Genomic DNA, 15,944 nt, shown 5'->3' with positions numbered 1-15,944 from the left:
CGTCCTATTACTAAATACAACCTATGGCGCTTCTCCCCACGCACCGCCCCCGACGCAACCGCAAGTCTGAAGTCATTCGCAATATGGTGCAGGAAACCAACCTCACCACCCACGATTTTATCTATCCCATTTTCCTCACCGAAGGCCAGAATCAGCTGGTGGAGGTGAAGTCCATGCCGGGCATTTTCCGGTACTCCGCCGACCGCATCATCGACGAAATCGGCGCTTGTGTAGAGCTTGGCATCAAATCGTTTGCCCCGTTTCCACAGATCAACGTGGAACTGAAGGACCGCCTGGCCCGCGAAAGCGCCAACCCCGAAGGCCTTTATCTGCGCACGGTATCGGAAATAAAGCGTCACTTCCCCGAGGTTGTCCTCATGACCGACGTGGCCATGGACCCCTACAGCTCCGATGGCCACGATGGCGTTGTAGATGCCGAAAGTGGTGAGATTCTGAACGATGCTTCCCTGGAAGTGCTCGGCCAAATGGCCTTGGCTCAGGCCCGCGCCGGCGCCGACATCATCGGCCCATCGGATATGATGGACGGCCGCGTGGCCTTCATCCGTGATGTGCTCGACCGCAACGCTTTCGCGCATGTGAGCATCATGAGCTACACGGCCAAATACGCTTCGGCTTTTTACGGTCCGTTCCGGGATGCTTTGGGCTCAGCCCCCAAAAAAGGCGACAAGAAAACCTACCAGATGAATCCCGCCAACCGGCGCGAAGCCCTGCGCGAGTTGGCCCTCGACGAGCAGGAAGGCGCCGATATGGTGATGATTAAGCCCGCCCTGAGCTACCTCGACATTATCCGGGAAGTGCGCAATGCCACGACCCTGCCCGTCACGGCCTACAACGTATCGGGCGAGTACGCTATGGTGAAAGCCGCGGCCCAGAACGGCTGGGTAGACGGCGAGCGGACCATGATGGAAGTGCTGCTCAGCATCAAGCGCGCCGGCGCTGACGCCATCCTGACTTATTTCGCGAAGGAAGCAGCGCAGGTGCTGCGGCGCGGCTAACGCATCCTCAACTACTTAAAAAAGCCCCCAGATCGTATCTGGGGGCTTTTTTGTTGAGTTATGTAGACTTATTCAGCGCTAAACTCACTTAAAGCAGACAACTCTGTTTGGATAATGGCTTCCCATTCCATCTGCTTGTCCGGCAAGGTGCCGTAGTTGGTTTCCTCACTATAGGCAATTCGGCGCTTGGCGGCTTCAACGGTCAATTTATCTTCCTCGGCTTTCAGCTTTTGGTTGCCGACCATGAGCGAACGAAACGCGTTAGCCCGAACTGTCTGACGCAACCGCCGGATATACACCTCCTGAATATCGAACAAAGTTTGTTCAAAACGCAGAAAATCAGCCACGTTACCAGTCGAGTCAATGCTGGAGGCCGAGCATAGCAGCATATTTCGAACTAGCTGATTATTGCCTCGCTTTCCCATAAACTGGGTAGGATGACCATTGTAATCGTACTGGTATTGAGCCTGACCACCGGTACCAGGCTTGGCAATGATATGAAAGTCGGAGGCTTGGAGGCGGCGGGTGGAACTCCATAGCAATCGGTCGGGCGCGAGTGCTTGCCCGTATGTGGCGGAGGCGGCTAACGATAAAGTAAAAAGCAGGATAAAAAGCTTCATGTGCGGCAAAGCGTGGCGTGGTTATCTACGCTTAGTCGAGGCTATTTACTGCTCAAACGGCCACCTTCCTAAGCGCCGACTCCAGAGCAAAAACACGACCACACCCGCCCCAATCACCGTCATGCCCGAAAGCATAAACGCCGGGCCGGTGCTCCAGAAAATCAGCAACCAAACGGCTATGGCCAACAACACCGGCAAGGGATACAACGGCATTCGGAAAGGCAGATGAGCCGTGCCCCGGCGCCGTCGAAGCAGCATCAGGCCCACTCCTTGTCCCACAAATTGGATCAGAATACGCATGGCCAGAATGGCTGTAATGACCTCACCCAGCCGAAACAACAGGCTAAACACGAAGCCCACGCCGCCTAGTATCAGCAAGGAAACGTGCGGGAACTGCTTGGTTGGGTGGACTTTGGCAAACAACGGTAGAAACTCGCCATCGGCGGCGGCGGCATACGGAATGCGTGAGTAGCCCAGCAGCACGGCAAACAGCGACGCAAACGCCACCCACAGCACCAAAGCCGTAGCCAGCTTGGCGGCGGTGCTGCCATAAATTGTTTCGACGAAGGTGCTCACGATAAACTCAGAGTGCTGGGCCTGCTGCCAGGGAATAACGGTGCCCACGCTCCAGTTCAGAAGCAGGTATAAAGCTGCTATTCCTAAGATACTCAGAAAGATGCTGCGCGGAATAACACGCTCCGGATTGTGAATTTCGCCCCCCAGATGGCACACGTTGTAGTAGCCCAGGTAGCTGTAGATGGTTTTGACGGCCGCCTGCCCCAGCGCCACCGAAAACAACAGGCCTGGCAGTTCCGAAATGCCCCCCACGGGCAGCCAGGCCACGTTATGGGTTGAGTGCGTGATGCCCCCAAATATCAGCCAGCCCATGAGGCCCAGCACGCCCACCCACAGCAGCACGCCCAACCGCCCAATGTCATCGATGCGGCGGTAGAGCAGCGCAATGAGCGTCAGCACCACCGTGCCGCTCACCAGTTTGGGCTGCCACCATTCGGTGAGGGGTACCAGATAGCCGAAGTATTGGGCAAAGCCGATGGCCCCCGACGCTACCACCAGCGGCGCCTGCACCAGCGTTTGCCACACATACAAAAACGACATCAGTCGGCCCCACTTGGCCTCGCCATAAGCCAGCTTGAGAAAGCGGTAGCTGCCCCCGGCCTCAGGGTAAGCAGCGCCCAGTTCGGCCCACACCATGCCATCGACCACTGCTAAAGCCGCGCCCACCATCCAGGCCAGCAGGAAGTAAGGCCCCATCAGGTGCATGACCAGCGGCAGCACCACAAACGGCCCGATGCCCACCATATCGATCATATTCAGGGCGGTGGCTTGCACCAGCCCTAAGTCGCGGCGAAGAGTAGGCGGCTTTGCTGAGTCGAGTTGAGGCATAGGTTGGAATTGAGCAGTCAGGACCAGAGATAAGGTAGTCGGCGCTGTAAAAGTCGGAGAAAAGCTAAATGTTCAGCCAATAGTTGAGCTTACCACGGTTTCAGGCATCTGGAGGGCTTTTTTTGAACCAGCAGACAGGTTACTGCCGGCCTAGGTGTTGGCTGCAATAAACGCTGCCCCACTTATTCTTACCAACCTCTGCGCCTTAGTCTGCGTAGCTGTGAACTTCTTTGTCTTTTACTTTCCTGTGGGCAACAACGCCGAATCGAAAACTGCCATCTCCAAATTCGTGGCGGCCTACTTCACTGCTAGCTCGGCAATGATGTCGGAAGGCCTTCAGTTTTTGGTTGACAGCGGCAACGGCGGAGGCAGAAAAGTTGTTATGCGGCTTCAGGAGAGCATTAAGGCAAAGCATCCTGAGTTTAAACGTATTTTTATTGAGGCTAAATCTATTACCGACGTTGCTCACAAAGCATCAGTTTAAGTGGGGGCTAGGGCAGCAAAAATCCCCCCACTTACCTCGTCCCAACAACTAGGCACCTATGTACCAAGACCTTAAAAAAGCCCCCCAGAACCCTTTTCAGTCGTTCTGGATGGGTGGCTATGAATGTACTGATCAGCTTAACGCTTTCGGTCATCGGGTTGATTTCCTGCATCTTACCGGTCACTTTCAAAAGCTGGATGAAGATTATCAGGCGCTGAGCCCATTCGGAATCCGCACGGTGCGGGAAGGTATCCGGTGGAGCCAGGTAGAGCGCACTCCTTACCACTATGACTGGAGCACGGTGGCTTCGATGCTAGCTACCGGGCAGCGCCACGGCGTGCAACAGGTGTGGGACCTTTGCCACTTCGGCTACCCCGACGATTTGACGCCTCTGCACCCCATGTTTGCCCGGCGCTTCGCGGCGCTGTGTCGCGCTTTTGTGGAGTTTTACCGCAGCCACCGCCCCGATGACGTACTCATCGTGACGCCCATCAACGAGGTTAGCTTTATGTCGTGGCTGGGGGGCGATGTGCGTGGCACGTCTCCGTATTGCGTGGGTCAGGGCTGGGAAGTGAAGCGGGGCCTGATGCGGGCCTACATCGAAGGCACGGCGGCGTTACGCGAGATGGATCCAAGCATTCGTATTCTGACTACGGAGCCCTTAATTAATGTGGTACCCCGCTTAGATGCCAATCGCGCGGAGCGAAACCGGACCAAGGAGTTCACTATCAATCAGTTTCAATCGGTGGATATGCTGGCGGGCAGGTTGTGTCCGGAGTTGGGCGGCTCCCCCGACTTTCTGGATATTCTAGGCTTTAATTTCTACTACGACAACCAGTGGCAGTTGGAGCCCCACCAAACGCTGGGCTGGAACGATTCGCCGCTTGACCCTCGCTGGAAGCCGCTAAGTGCGCTGCTAAAAATGGCCCACCAGCGCTACCAGCGCCCTGTTGTACTCACCGAAACCAGTCATCCGGGCATCGATCGGCCACTTTGGATGCAGCATATTGCTCGGGAGTGCGCCATAGCTCTGCGTCAGGGGGTGCCTTTGTGGGGCGTTTGCCTCTACCCTATCATCGACCGGCCCGACTGGGATTTTCAGGATAACTGGCACCAGTCTGGCCTTTGGGATGCGGAGCTACTGCCCGATGGGCCACCCCAGCGAGTACTCTATGAGCCGTACGCGGAGGAGCTCCTGCGGGCACAGGCCTATATTGCAGAGGTGCTGGCTTCGGCTACCTATGCTCAGCCACCACAGCCAACAATGGCCTATAACATCTAATTGTCAGGTGTTTGCCTGAGTTAAGCTATTGGTTTTCCAATAAGCCGCTGATGTGCTGATCAGCAATGCCCGCTATCAGATTGGCATCTTTACAGATGAGCTTCCGCTGAATAACGGCCGTGATGGTTTCCAGATCTTCCTGCTGCTTTAGCCGATCCGTCAGGGCCAGAATGCGGTGCAGTGAATCGGTGCTTGCGTCGTAAATAGCATTCCACATGCTCGCAAGCGCGGCACTCTCGCGGCCTATCACGCGGCGCAGATCAAGGATGCGGATGATAAGGGCCGACATGTTGCTTAGCACATCGCGCTCAGTAGGCGAAAACGTGCGAGGCCGACGGCCTACCACACATAAGTTTCCTAGGTTTTGCCCGTTGGTGCCCTTGAGGGCGGTGGCGGCATAAAACCGGAAGTTGAGGGCACGGGTAACAAATGGGTTGGCTAGCTCCAAAGGCTTGGGGGCCATTTCTTCGAGTAAAGCGGTTTCGCTCCGTCGTATGGCCACGGTGCCGAAGTCTTCTTCTCCGCTGGCATCCCAGCCAAATGCCTCATAAGTAGCCGCTTGCTCCTCCGTTTCGGCCGCCGCGAATGATACCAGCACTACCGGCACATCGAATAAGGCGGCCGTCAGACAAACTAAATCATCGAGTAAGCTCTCAGGTAGAGTACGCAGAAGCGTGTAGCGGCTCAAAATCCGCATCCGGTTCAACTCTCCAGATGAGACAAGCACCTGTTCCTTATTTTTCATCTACCTGATTTATAACGATAAAGAGGCTTGTAGTATCTTAAAAATCTGGAAATACCCCTTTACGTTACTGCTTAACTTTTAATTACTTTCCAGCTAAAATTTTTATGGCTTTTTTTAAGTCGTAGCATTAACCAGCGCTCTTATCTAACGTCATTTATCGGTTGGGTTTACTTATAAACGGCAGCAACTGCCGATAAATTACGTTGTGCTGCCAATACAGTTGTAACACCATAGGAATGTGCTGTTTACCAGGAAGCACCGTAAATTGAGGCGATACGCCAAGCTCCTTCAGGCGGCTCCTAAACTTCTGGCTGCTGCTCGCAATGGAAGGGTAGGTTTTGCCCCCCACAAACGTGAGAAAGGGCGGGCTGCTCGCCGTCAGGTGATATAGTGCCGATACTGCTTTCCAGCCCTGGGGGTCGCGGCCGAAGGCGGTGAGGTACTGCTCGTCGCCGGCATATTGCTTCTTGAGTAAATAGTCGTACATGTCGAGGCCGGCGGGGTCGTCGAGAATGACGCCGCGCACGGGATTTTGAGGTAGACCCAGCCGGGAGAAGTACTGGTTGTCGGTAGCAAGCAGCGCGGCCAGCCCTGCCCCGGCCGAGTGTCCCATGAGAAAAATACGCTGAGGGTCGCCGCCGTACTCGGCAATATGCTGCTGAGTCCAGCGCACGGCGCGGGCGCAGTCTTCGGCCATAGCCGGCACCTTCACCTCGGGCGATAGCCGATAGTTGATAATGACGGCCACTACGCCCTGCTTGGCCAGCCGCCGCCCGATGAAGGTGTAAATATTCTTGCTGCCGCTGTCCCAGTTGCCGCCGTGAATAAAGACGACTACCGGCTGGTTGGCCGCTGCTTTGCGCCGCGGGGTATACACATCGAGGCGGTGACGCTCGGCGCTGAAGTCAGTAGCAGTGGCAGCTACGTAGGCAATATCCTGGGTGCGGCGGCTGGGACGAGCCACGGCGTACTCGTTGGCGACAACTATCAAGAGCAGCAACACAAGCAGGGCCGGCAGCGCCAGCAAACGGGGAACAGACATCGGAGTGGAATATGTAGCGGGAACTTCTATAACAGAACTACCTGCTGATCAGCCCGCATATACTCGTGGAGTTGCCGACTAGTTTGCTGGCCCGCGCCGGGCCTCCAAAAAAGCCCCCCAGCCAGTCACGTAACTCAACCAGCGTGTATCAACCTCAGTTCGCAGCCCCCGTCAGCAACCTCAGCATTCATAGACTATCCTTGGGCTGAGGGCGTTATATTTGTACGAAAGCCCAACTGGCAGCTTGATGCTGGGGGCAATTTTAAGCGTTCTTCTATCTACCTGTTGCATGAAAAATATTCTGGTGCTGGCGGCGCTGCTGCTGGCTTTTGGTGCCTCGCCTACGTTGGCACAGCGCAAAAACAAAAAGGAAAAAGCTTCGGCCGCCACGGCTTCCATCAGCAAGGCCAATCGCCTGCTGCCGTTGTTTGGCGGCATCAGCACGGCTCAGGCCGAGCAGGTAGTCGGGCCGAATTTTCTGGCCGATATCGACCGCAACTTTGCTTCGCGCGCCGAGGCCAGCAAGTTTTTCTCCACCAAAGGCTATGAGTATTTAAGCGAAAACCAGCCCGACACGGCTATGTACCGCTTCAACCTGGCGTGGCTGCTCGACCAGAAAAACGCCGATGCCTACCGCGGCTTGGGTGTAGTGGCCAGCCGCAACCCAACCCCTGACGAGTCGATTAAGCTGCTCACGCAAGCCCTGGCAATTAATCCAGTCGATGGCAACACGCTCAGCGACTTAGGCGCCAGCTACCTGATTCGCTACGAGCAATCCAAAAAGAAAAAGGACCTGAATACCGGCATGGAATTCCTGCAAAAAGCCATTACTGCTGACCCAAACAATGGGGTGGCGTGGCAGCAGATGGCGCGGGGCTATTATTTCCAGGAAGACTATACCAAGGCCTGGGAGGCGGTTCACAAAGGGCAAAGCCTGAATATGGCCAGCTTCGACTTCGGCTTTATTGGCGAGCTGCTGGCTAAGCAGCCTGACCCCACGGGCAAGTTCAAATAAAGTAGCGGACACTGACGTTAGGCAACGAACTGGTAGTTAACCGCGTAAGTGGCGGCTACTTTCAACTAAGTCTTTGCCTGTGAAATCTCGTTTGCTTCTACTCAGCTCTTTGCTGTTCTGGTCTTTAGCTTCTTCTTACACCGCCGCTGCTCAGGGGCCCGGCCAACGCCAGCGCTATTTTAGCAACCAAGCTCGTCCCTATTATCGTGGTCCATTCCGCGTGACGGTGGGCGGGGGCGTCGCCCTGTATACCGGCGATTTGGGTAAATGGTCGCAAAACCTGCCGGGGCCCATTATCAGCTTGGGTGGTCTGTATCTGCTGCGCCCGCGCCTGCAAGTCGGAGGCGAGGTATCGTACTTTCAGCTAGGGGCCACCGACCAGCTGCCCGAGCGTAATCTGGCTTTTCGGGGCCGCAATGGGGCGCTGACCACCTTTTTGCGTTATGAGTTGTTCGGCGATGAGTCCCAGTTTGCTTCGCCCCGCGGCCCGGCGGCTATTCTTAAGCCGTATATAAAAGCAGGTGTAGGGTTGGCGATGTATCATCCGAAGACCTACATTGGCAGCGGCCGGCCCGTGAACAACCAGGTGTATCTGGCACCCGAAAGCACTGGCTACCCCAACGTAGCCGTGATTGCGCCTGTGGGCGGCGGTCTTACGTTCCGCCTTTCCCGCGACTTCAGCGCAACGGCCGAGGCGGTTTACAACTTCACCAGCACCGATAAGCTTGACGATGTAAGCTTACGCGGCAACACCAAGAAGAACGATGGCTATGGCACCGTGGAACTGAAGATCGAATACTCCATCCATTAGGCTTGCTTTTAAAAAGCCCCCCAGAACTACAAAAGGCCCGTCGCACGACGGGCCTTTTGTAGTTCTGGGGGGCTTTTTATGCCCTATCTGAAAGCTTACTGCTTCACGAAACGCTGGCGGAAGGTCTTCTGCCCGTCGCTGACGCTAAGCATGTACATGCCTTTGGCTAGTTGCGTCACGTTCAGCTCACCGTTGCTCGTAAGCTGAGTGCCTTTGATGCTCCGGCCCTGCATATCTGCTACCTGCACCGATACGGCCGAGGCGTTGTTTGGCAAAGTTACGCGCAGCACATCGGTAGCCGGGTTCGGGTAGATCCCTACCTCAGCACCTACTAGATTATCGCTGCCCAGCGTGGCGCTGTTGCTCGTATTACTTACGGCCACTACGTTGCTGGTGAGGGCGGCGCCGCCCGTCACGTTGATGGTGTAGTCTTCCACTTCGCCGTAAGTAAAGCTGCTGCAGCTGGTTTGAGCCGCGTCGCTCAGCGAAATCCGCATGCGAGTGCTGCCGCTTCTGGCCGTGGTGGGCACCGTGAAGGTAGCGCTGAGAGTAGCCGCGCTGGCGGAAGTACCACTCACTACTGTTTCGCCGGCATCCACAAAGTCACCGTCCTTGTTCCAGTCGATGTACACTTTCCAGTATTCGGTGTACGTCGTAGAAGCGAAACCTGCGCTAAAGCGGATGGTTTGCGACGATCCCGCTGCTACGCTGGTGCTCAGGGCCGTACCATTGTAATAGCCACCGGTTTCCTTTGCGGAAGTGCGGTTGATAGTGCCCAGGTTTACCAAGTCAATCCACTCGTATGCGTTGTTCGTGCCATTAGAAGCGCAATACGTTACGCCGGTCGTGGGTGGTGGAGTAGTGCCGCCGCTGTATGCCGCGCCTACGCCCACTGCATACCACGCATTAGTAGTTGCAATTACCTGAGCCGAGCCGGCACCATACAAGTCGGTAGCCGACTGAATAGAGTAAGTGCGAGCCGCCGCGTAGTTGCTTGACGCCGTGAGGTATACACTCTCGGTACGATAGGCAATTTTGGCCGCCGCATCAATACCGATCCCCGTTACGCTGAAGCTGCTGCCGATGTCATTGGTGCCGCTGCCGCCCACGGCCAAGCGATAAAACCAGTGGTTGAGCACGCCGCTATTGGTGTGTACGCCGCCGTTGTCGCCGCTGCCGGCGTACCAATAAGTGCCTTTATAAGTATCGGGCTGACTTTCGGCGTTTGGATTACTCATCGAGCGCAGTGAAGGCCGCACTTTGTCGATGTCCTCCCCGATGAGCCAGGTCGCTTTGTTAGGGTCTTTGTAATACTCTACGGCTGCTCCCCAGATGTCGGAGAAGCCCTCGTTCAGCGCACCCGACTCGTACGAATACGTGAGGTTGGCAGTGCTGGAACACACGGCGTGACCGATTTCGTGAGCCGCAACGTCGAGCGATGTCAACGGGTCGAAGCGGGTGTAGCCGTCGCCGTAGGTCATTACCGAGCCATTCCAGTAGGCATTCTCGTAGCCTTTGCCGTCGCCGGGCGTATCGTCGAAGTGAACGTAGCTCTTAATTTTGGCGCCCGCATTGTTGTAGCTGTTGCGGGCGTGAATGTTCTTGAAGTAGTCGTACGTGCTTTGGGCGCCGTAGTGCGCATCGAGGGCCGCGTTGTCGAGATTGGCGTTGTTGTACTCGGTCCAGCTGTTATCGGCATCGGTAAAGTCGACGGCGGTGGTGTAGCTGTTGCCCTTGCGGCAGTTATACGTCTCAATGCCCGAGCCGCGGGTCAGCTCGCGCAGGCGGTAGCTGCCGTTGATGCTTTCTGTAGCGCCAGTTTTGGTACCGCTGTAGCGCGTAGCAAACGTGCCCGTGGCTGCCGCGTGCTTGATAATGGCGTCTTTGGCTACAATGTCGCCCGTTTCAGCGTCAACATAGATGTAAGCCCGGCTTACCGGCTGCTGGGAATAGATATTAAACTTCCAAGCCAGCGTAGGCTGCTCAAATTCTGGGCTTCCCGGCTCAGCCTGCGTGTTGGCTACAATAACTAACTCGCCCTCCGGCTTGTAGCTGGCGCGCGGGTTATTTTCGTGCTCTTTCAGCGTAGCCTCCTCGCCAGCATCTTCCCACATATACTTTTTGCCCCCCACAAAGCGGAGCGCCCGTTGCAGAGCGGCGTTCTCATTCAACGCGGGTGCTGTCTTCACATTCTGCACCCGCTCAAAGCTGCCGCTCATGCTTTCTACCGTGCCCTGGCGGGCGTGTACGGTGTATTCGCCATGCTCAACTCTGATACCTTTGTAGTATTGCTCGAACTTTTCGTGCACAAAACCCATCGGATCAGTTTCGATTTTGGCGCTCTGAAACTGGTCGTCGGCCGTCAATTCGAGTTGTTCAGACAGGGCCTTACGGGCTTCGCTCATCTGGTACGATTTGCCCTCCAGCCGAAACTGGATAAGTGTAGGCATGCCTTTTTCGCCTACTTCCTTGTGCGTCACGCGAGTCAAATCCTGACCTTGTGCGTAAGCGGAAGAAATGCCCCCCAGCAATAGCAGGGCGGCAACAGAGTATTTATTAACCATTTAAAAGGAGTTTGGTGATGGAAAAGGGAACGGAGTACAGCCGACTGCAATCGGCTTATGCCTCAAATTACGATTCTGCCGACTTCTTTACCACCCAATAGCCTCCGAAATGTGACGCGACTATATAGAGAATGAAAGGTGATTTTTACGGCTAAAAAACCCTTTTCGAGGCCATCCAAGAACTATTACTGCTTACATTCAGCCTAAAGAATCGCCCATTTGTGACTTCTAATCCATTCGGTTTCCCTCCTATAATCTTGCTATAATTGAAATGAACGCTTCCAATCCTTCTACTTTCACTAACCGCTGGCGGCTGACTGGCCAGGTTGCCCTTGTCACGGGCGCTTCCAAAGGCATCGGCGCGGCTGCGGCCGAAGAGTTGCTGAGCTTTGGCGCTACGGTGGTAGCCGTAGCCCGCAACCCCGATGATTTGAACACGCAAGTAGCTGAATGGCAATCTCGTGGCCTCGACGCGCACGCCATACCCGCCGACGTAAGCACAGCGAGCGGGCGGGCGGCGCTCTTGGCGGAAGTAGGCCAGCGGTGGTCCCAACTGCATATTCTGGTTAATAATGTGGGCACGAACATCCGCAAGCGCACGGCCGAGTATACCCCCGAAGAATACCAGCACATCATGGCTACCAACCTCGAATCGGTGTTTGGAATGTGTCAGGGAGCTTTTCCGCTGCTGCAAGCTGCTGGCAAGGCCAGTATCGTGAATGTATCGTCGGTGGCGGGGCTGATGCATGTGCGCACCGGCTCTATCTATGGCATGACCAAAGCGGCCATTCTCCAGCTTACCCGTAACCTGGCGGTAGAATGGGCCGCTGATGGGATCCGCGTAAATGCTATTGCCCCATGGTATATCCATACGCCGTTAGTGGCCGGGGTACTCAGCGACGACAAGTTTTTGCAGCAAGTACTAGCTCGCACCCCCATGAAGCGCATCGGCGAGCCGGAAGAAGTAGGGGCTGTCGTGGCATTTCTGTGTTTGCCCGCTGCCAGCTATGTCACCGGTCAATGCCTGAGCATAGATGGTGGCTTTGCAGTGAATGGCTTTAGCTTTTAAAACTGCTTTTAATAACAAGAACGGCCGGGTTGGTAGTTACGCAACTACCAACCCGGCCGTTCTTGTTACTTCTTTTAGAAGCCTCTCAGCTATACAAGCGAGCGCAAGGCTTCTTCGTAGCGCTGGGGGGCTTTTTTGTCGGCGTGTAAGTATAGGAAGGGCTCAATCAGCTCCAATTCCATGAGCAGAAAGTCGCCCTCTACCTCTACCCCATCCACGCGGGCATAGAGGCAGTCCTGGGCAAATCGAGCCACAATATCGTCGGCGGTGCGGAGCAGGTGGGCCGGCGCTGGGCGTGGCTCTACGCCTCCGCCAAGGTAGTGCTGCACCCGGAAGTCGCCCAGCTTTGGCGTTTTGAGCACGCAATGGCTGAATTTGCCCCCCAGATAAATAAAAGACCATTCGCCCTCAGTTTGAATCTGCGGTAGAAAAGGTTGGGCCAGAAAATCCTCCTCGGCCAACAGCGTATCCAGCTCCGAAGTGCGGGTAGCAGCTTCGACGGGTCGCAGTGAAAACGTGTTTTTGGCGCCGCCACTCACTGCTGGCTTCACAATCAGTTGCTCCGTTTGCAGCTCCGCAAATAACGTTTCGGGCACGAAGCGCGAGCCGCGCGGCAACCAGTGCGTGGGCACAATGCGCACGCCGGCGGCCTGCATGTCCAATAGATACTTTTTATCAGAATTCCAGCGCACCGTAGCCACGGGATTGAGCACGCGCACCGCGAGGCGCTCCAAGGTATCGAGCCAGGCGTAAAACTCGGCGATGCGGTCGAAATAGTCCCAGGGCGACTTCAGCACGACCACCTCATAGCTGCGCCAGTCCACAGCCGGGTCACTCCAGATTTCGGCCGTCACGCGGTGGCCGCCGCTTTCCAATTGATTGGTGAGCAGAGCATCTTCCTGCTCCACGCCCGCCCCTGTGTATTTGCCTACGGGCTCGTAGGTTACTAAAGCAATATTCACTGTGTTATATTTTTTGTTTGGATGTTATGCAAACCCACGTCTGTCATGCAGAGCGGCAGCGAAGCATCTCGCGTGTTTAGTGAGATTAGTAATCTGCCATCAGCACGCGAGATGCTTCGCTCCGCTCTGCATGACCGTCTGGTAACACGAAGTAGAAAGGATTTACTTCTTCATTGTCAAATAATCGGCGGCCAGCATAGCCAGCGTCTTGACTCCCAGGGTGAAGCCGCTTTCATCCAGGCGGAAGCCGGGCGTGTGGTGGGGCGCGGTGGTGGCCGGGTCGGTGCCTTTGCTCATGGCGCCTACAAACACAAATACGCCGGGTACTTTCTCCTGGAAATAAGCAAAGTCTTCGGCTCCGGTTACGGCCTTTTGCAGCACTACCTTATCAGCGGCGCCGGCCGCCGTGCGCAGCGTAGGCAGCATGCGTTCGGTGAGGCGTGGGTCATTGTACGTTACAGGGGCATAGTTCACAATGTCAACTTCAGCCGTGGCGCCGGCGCTTTCGGCTATGTTGGTGGCCGTGCGGCGAATGTCAGCCCATATCTTGGTTTGCATTTCCTTGCTCAGCGTCCGGATGGTACCCGTCAGCTCCACTTGCTCCGGGATGATGTTGTTGCGCACGCCTCCGTGCACCATGCCCACCGTAATAACGGCTGCATCCTCAGTCAGTTCCGTCTGGCGACTGATAATAGTTTGCAAACCCATAATAATCTGGGCGCTAGCCACTACCGGGTCCACGCTCAGCCACGGATAAGCGCCGTGGGCCGATTTGCCTTTTACCTTAATTGTAAAAACATCGGAGCTAGCCATGGTGCCGGTGGGCCGATACTTGAGCGTACCTACTTCCGTCTGGGCATTGACGTGCACACCGAAAATGGCATCCACTTTCGGATTATCCAGCACGCCTTCCTTCACCATAAGCTTGGCACCGCCTTCCTCACCGGGCAGAGAACCTTCCTCAGCAGGCTGAAAAATGAACTTCACGGTGCCGGGCAGGTCTTTTTTAACTTGGCTCAACACCTCGGCCGCGCCCATGAGCATGGCCACGTGCGAGTCGTGGCCGCAGGCGTGCATCACGCCCACCTGCTGGCCATTGTAGGTGGTGGTGGCCTTCGAGCGAAAGGTTAATTCGTTGTTTTCGGTCACGGGCAGCGCGTCCATGTCGGCGCGCAGCGCCACCACGGGGCCAGGCTTACCGCCTTTCAGAATCCCCACTACGCCGGTGCGGGCCACGCCGGTTTGCACTTCTAGGCCCAGCTTTTTGAGGTGAGCCGCTACTATCTCGGCCGTGCGCTTCTCCTGGTTGCCCAGCTCCGGGTGTTCGTGGAAGTCGCGGCGCCAGGCAATGACTTTCGCTTCCTGCTGCTGGGCTAGTTTGGCAATACGGGCATTTAGGCCGGAATTTTGAGCTGAAGCAGGCACGGTTCCAAGGCCAGTAAGCAGCACTGTTGCCAGTAAGGCCGAGTAAATGGATTTCATAAGGAGTGGTGTTGGCGAATGAATGAGTACACAAGGTACAATGCAGGCGGAATACGACGAAAATACGGTGGCCGTAGCGCGCTTATCTCCAGGGGGCTGATGCCTTACAACTTCGTCTCCCGGCTTCTGCTACCAACCTGCAAAGTAGGGCGGCGTGGCTTGCTGCTGTTAGCTGTGCAGCTTTTGCTGTGGCCAGCGCTGGCCCAAATGCCCCCCAGCCGCCTCGTGCCCTTCCGCCGCGCCAGCCTCTGGGGCTACGCCGACCAGCAGCGCCGCCTCGTGCTGCCCCTGCGCTACGACGATGCCGGCCCTTTCGTGGAAGATATTGCCTGGGTGCGCCGGGGGGCAAATTTCGGCTATATCACCCCCGATGGCACCGCCCTCACGCCCCTACACTTCACCCGCGCCGCCAATTTCCAGCGCGGCCGCGCCACCGTGGAGCTGCACGGCGAAACCTACCAGATAGACCGCACCGGCAACCGCCTCACCGCTACTCCCGACTCCACCGAATCAGCCCCCGAAACTGACTTCATGGAGCAAGGCGACTTAGTGCGCAAAAACGGCAAAGTCGGCTTCCGCTTCAGCGTGGGCCACGCCGTAGTACCCGCCGAGTACGACGAAATCCGGGACAGCTACCACGGGCTGCTGTTCGTGCGCCGGGGGGCAAAATGGGGCGTCATCAACCAGAAAGGCAAGCTGGTGTTGCCCCTGGAATACGACGCCATCCGGGCCACGCCCGCCAACGGCTACGCTTTCCCCATCATCGAGCAAGCCGGCCGCTTCGGCTACCTCGACGCCGACGGCAAGCTGCTGGTGAAGCCTCAGTACCGAGAGGCCCAGCCCTTCGTGGGCGGTACTGCACGGGTGCTGACGGAGAGCAGGCAAGCGGGGTATATTGACACACGGGGCTGGGAATTTTTTAAAGAGTGAAATCTTTACGCCAGTGCAGTCGCTCGGCTGTGCCGAGTGACTGCGGTGCAACATCAAGCGGGCGCGACAAATATGGGATTCCAGTGTGGCGTAAGCCAGTGGAGCAATTGGCAATCCATCCTATAACATAAGCAAGCATGACACATCCTTTGCAGTGGCTCTTCTCGCTTATGTTCCACTACAGTAGAATCCTCAAACCGGGCCTGAGCGACGAACGGGCTTCGGAAGGAAGCTTCACTGCGGTTAATACCCTGTTACTTTTTCCACTCATGATGCTCACTGATGTGGTCGAGTACCTTCTAGGCATTGACCTCGGGGTGACTGGCGTCATCACTCTTTGGCTTGCCATGTGTTTCGGCATTTACCATTTGCTGAAACCAGCTACCAGATGGGCGCAAATGACTGCTCGCTATCCGCACAAGCCAGTGAGTAAAACACGTGTTTACATGAACTGTGTTAAAAGTCAAGCATTCAAGGCAAGTTTAGAGGTAAAATCAGCTTGATACGGCACGCCCGAT

The 15,944-nt window shown here is 56.1% G+C and carries 15 protein-coding genes; 8 read left to right on the top strand and 7 right to left on the bottom strand.

The window, feature by feature from the left end:
- Positions 1-23: 23 nt before the first annotated feature.
- Complete coding sequence (gene hemB, locus H8B13_RS04095; RefSeq protein ID WP_187309587.1) at positions 24-1,016, top strand: porphobilinogen synthase; 993 nt, start codon at positions 24-26, stop codon at positions 1,014-1,016.
- A gap of 68 nt (positions 1,017-1,084) precedes the next feature.
- On the opposite strand, the gene H8B13_RS04090 is transcribed toward hemB, so the two are convergent.
- Both H8B13_RS04090 and H8B13_RS04085 read right to left on the bottom strand, forming a co-directional pair.
- Positions 1,085-1,636: a hypothetical protein gene (locus H8B13_RS04090; protein ID WP_187309586.1), complete on the bottom strand. Its 552-nt coding sequence runs from the start codon at positions 1,634-1,636 to the stop codon at positions 1,085-1,087.
- A gap of 45 nt (positions 1,637-1,681) precedes the next feature.
- Entirely contained in the window at positions 1,682-3,040 is a 1,359-nt protein-coding gene (locus H8B13_RS04085) for an APC family permease (protein WP_187309585.1), read from the bottom strand.
- Positions 3,041-3,287: 247 nt separating this feature from the next.
- Here H8B13_RS04085 and H8B13_RS04080 point away from each other — a divergent pair, with 247 nt between their 5' ends.
- Both H8B13_RS04080 and H8B13_RS04075 read left to right on the top strand, forming a co-directional pair.
- On the top strand, positions 3,288-3,524 hold the full coding sequence (locus H8B13_RS04080) for a hypothetical protein (RefSeq protein ID WP_187310331.1): 237 nt from the start codon (positions 3,288-3,290) through the stop codon (positions 3,522-3,524).
- Positions 3,525-3,582: 58 nt separating this feature from the next.
- Positions 3,583-4,806, top strand: a complete 1,224-nt coding sequence (locus H8B13_RS04075) for an amine oxidase (protein WP_187309584.1) — start codon at positions 3,583-3,585, stop codon at positions 4,804-4,806.
- A 25-nt stretch (positions 4,807-4,831) separates the two neighbouring features.
- Here H8B13_RS04075 and H8B13_RS04070 read toward each other — a convergent pair whose 3' ends face one another.
- Together H8B13_RS04070 and H8B13_RS04065 are read right to left on the bottom strand one after the other, a co-directional pair.
- Positions 4,832-5,551, bottom strand: coding sequence for a hypothetical protein (locus tag H8B13_RS04070; protein WP_187309583.1), 720 nt, complete (start codon positions 5,549-5,551; stop codon positions 4,832-4,834).
- A gap of 154 nt (positions 5,552-5,705) precedes the next feature.
- Positions 5,706-6,593, bottom strand: coding sequence for an alpha/beta hydrolase (locus tag H8B13_RS04065; RefSeq protein WP_187309582.1), 888 nt, complete (start codon positions 6,591-6,593; stop codon positions 5,706-5,708).
- Positions 6,594-6,882: 289 nt separating this feature from the next.
- On the opposite strand from H8B13_RS04065, the gene H8B13_RS04060 reads away from it, so the two are divergent.
- Positions 6,883-7,608 carry a tetratricopeptide repeat protein gene (locus tag H8B13_RS04060; RefSeq protein WP_187309581.1) on the top strand — a complete coding sequence of 242 codons (726 nt, stop codon included), beginning with the start codon at positions 6,883-6,885 and terminating at the stop codon, positions 7,606-7,608.
- A 79-nt stretch (positions 7,609-7,687) separates the two neighbouring features.
- Complete coding sequence (locus tag H8B13_RS04055) at positions 7,688-8,419, top strand: hypothetical protein (protein WP_187309580.1); 732 nt, start codon at positions 7,688-7,690, stop codon at positions 8,417-8,419.
- A gap of 95 nt (positions 8,420-8,514) precedes the next feature.
- On the opposite strand, the gene H8B13_RS04050 is transcribed toward H8B13_RS04055, so the two are convergent.
- Complete coding sequence (locus tag H8B13_RS04050) at positions 8,515-10,983, bottom strand: M4 family metallopeptidase (RefSeq protein WP_187309579.1); 2,469 nt, start codon at positions 10,981-10,983, stop codon at positions 8,515-8,517.
- Positions 10,984-11,254: 271 nt separating this feature from the next.
- Between H8B13_RS04050 and H8B13_RS04045 the strand changes: the two genes are divergently transcribed.
- On the top strand, positions 11,255-12,052 hold the full coding sequence (locus H8B13_RS04045) for an SDR family oxidoreductase (RefSeq protein WP_187309578.1): 798 nt from the start codon (positions 11,255-11,257) through the stop codon (positions 12,050-12,052).
- 89 nt (positions 12,053-12,141) lie between these two features.
- On the opposite strand, the gene H8B13_RS04040 is transcribed toward H8B13_RS04045, so the two are convergent.
- Together H8B13_RS04040 and H8B13_RS04035 are read right to left on the bottom strand one after the other, a co-directional pair.
- Positions 12,142-13,014 (bottom strand): RimK family alpha-L-glutamate ligase, encoded by an 873-nt coding sequence (locus H8B13_RS04040; RefSeq protein ID WP_187309577.1) that lies wholly within the window; start codon positions 13,012-13,014, stop codon positions 12,142-12,144.
- A 162-nt stretch (positions 13,015-13,176) separates the two neighbouring features.
- Positions 13,177-14,496 (bottom strand): amidohydrolase, encoded by a 1,320-nt coding sequence (locus tag H8B13_RS04035; RefSeq protein WP_187309576.1) that lies wholly within the window; start codon positions 14,494-14,496, stop codon positions 13,177-13,179.
- Between the two features lie 99 nt (positions 14,497-14,595).
- On the opposite strand from H8B13_RS04035, the gene H8B13_RS04030 reads away from it, so the two are divergent.
- Positions 14,596-15,426, top strand: coding sequence for a WG repeat-containing protein (locus H8B13_RS04030; RefSeq protein WP_187309575.1), 831 nt, complete (start codon positions 14,596-14,598; stop codon positions 15,424-15,426).
- A gap of 137 nt (positions 15,427-15,563) precedes the next feature.
- On the top strand, positions 15,564-15,929 hold the full coding sequence (locus H8B13_RS04025) for a hypothetical protein (RefSeq protein WP_187309574.1): 366 nt from the start codon (positions 15,564-15,566) through the stop codon (positions 15,927-15,929).
- Positions 15,930-15,944 lie beyond the last annotated feature (15 nt).

Source organism: Hymenobacter sp. BT188 (genome assembly GCF_014333585.1).
GTDB lineage: Bacteria > Bacteroidota > Bacteroidia > Cytophagales > Hymenobacteraceae > Hymenobacter.
Note: the sequence above shows the minus strand (reverse complement) of the source record. Positions and strands in the feature narration are given on the sequence as shown.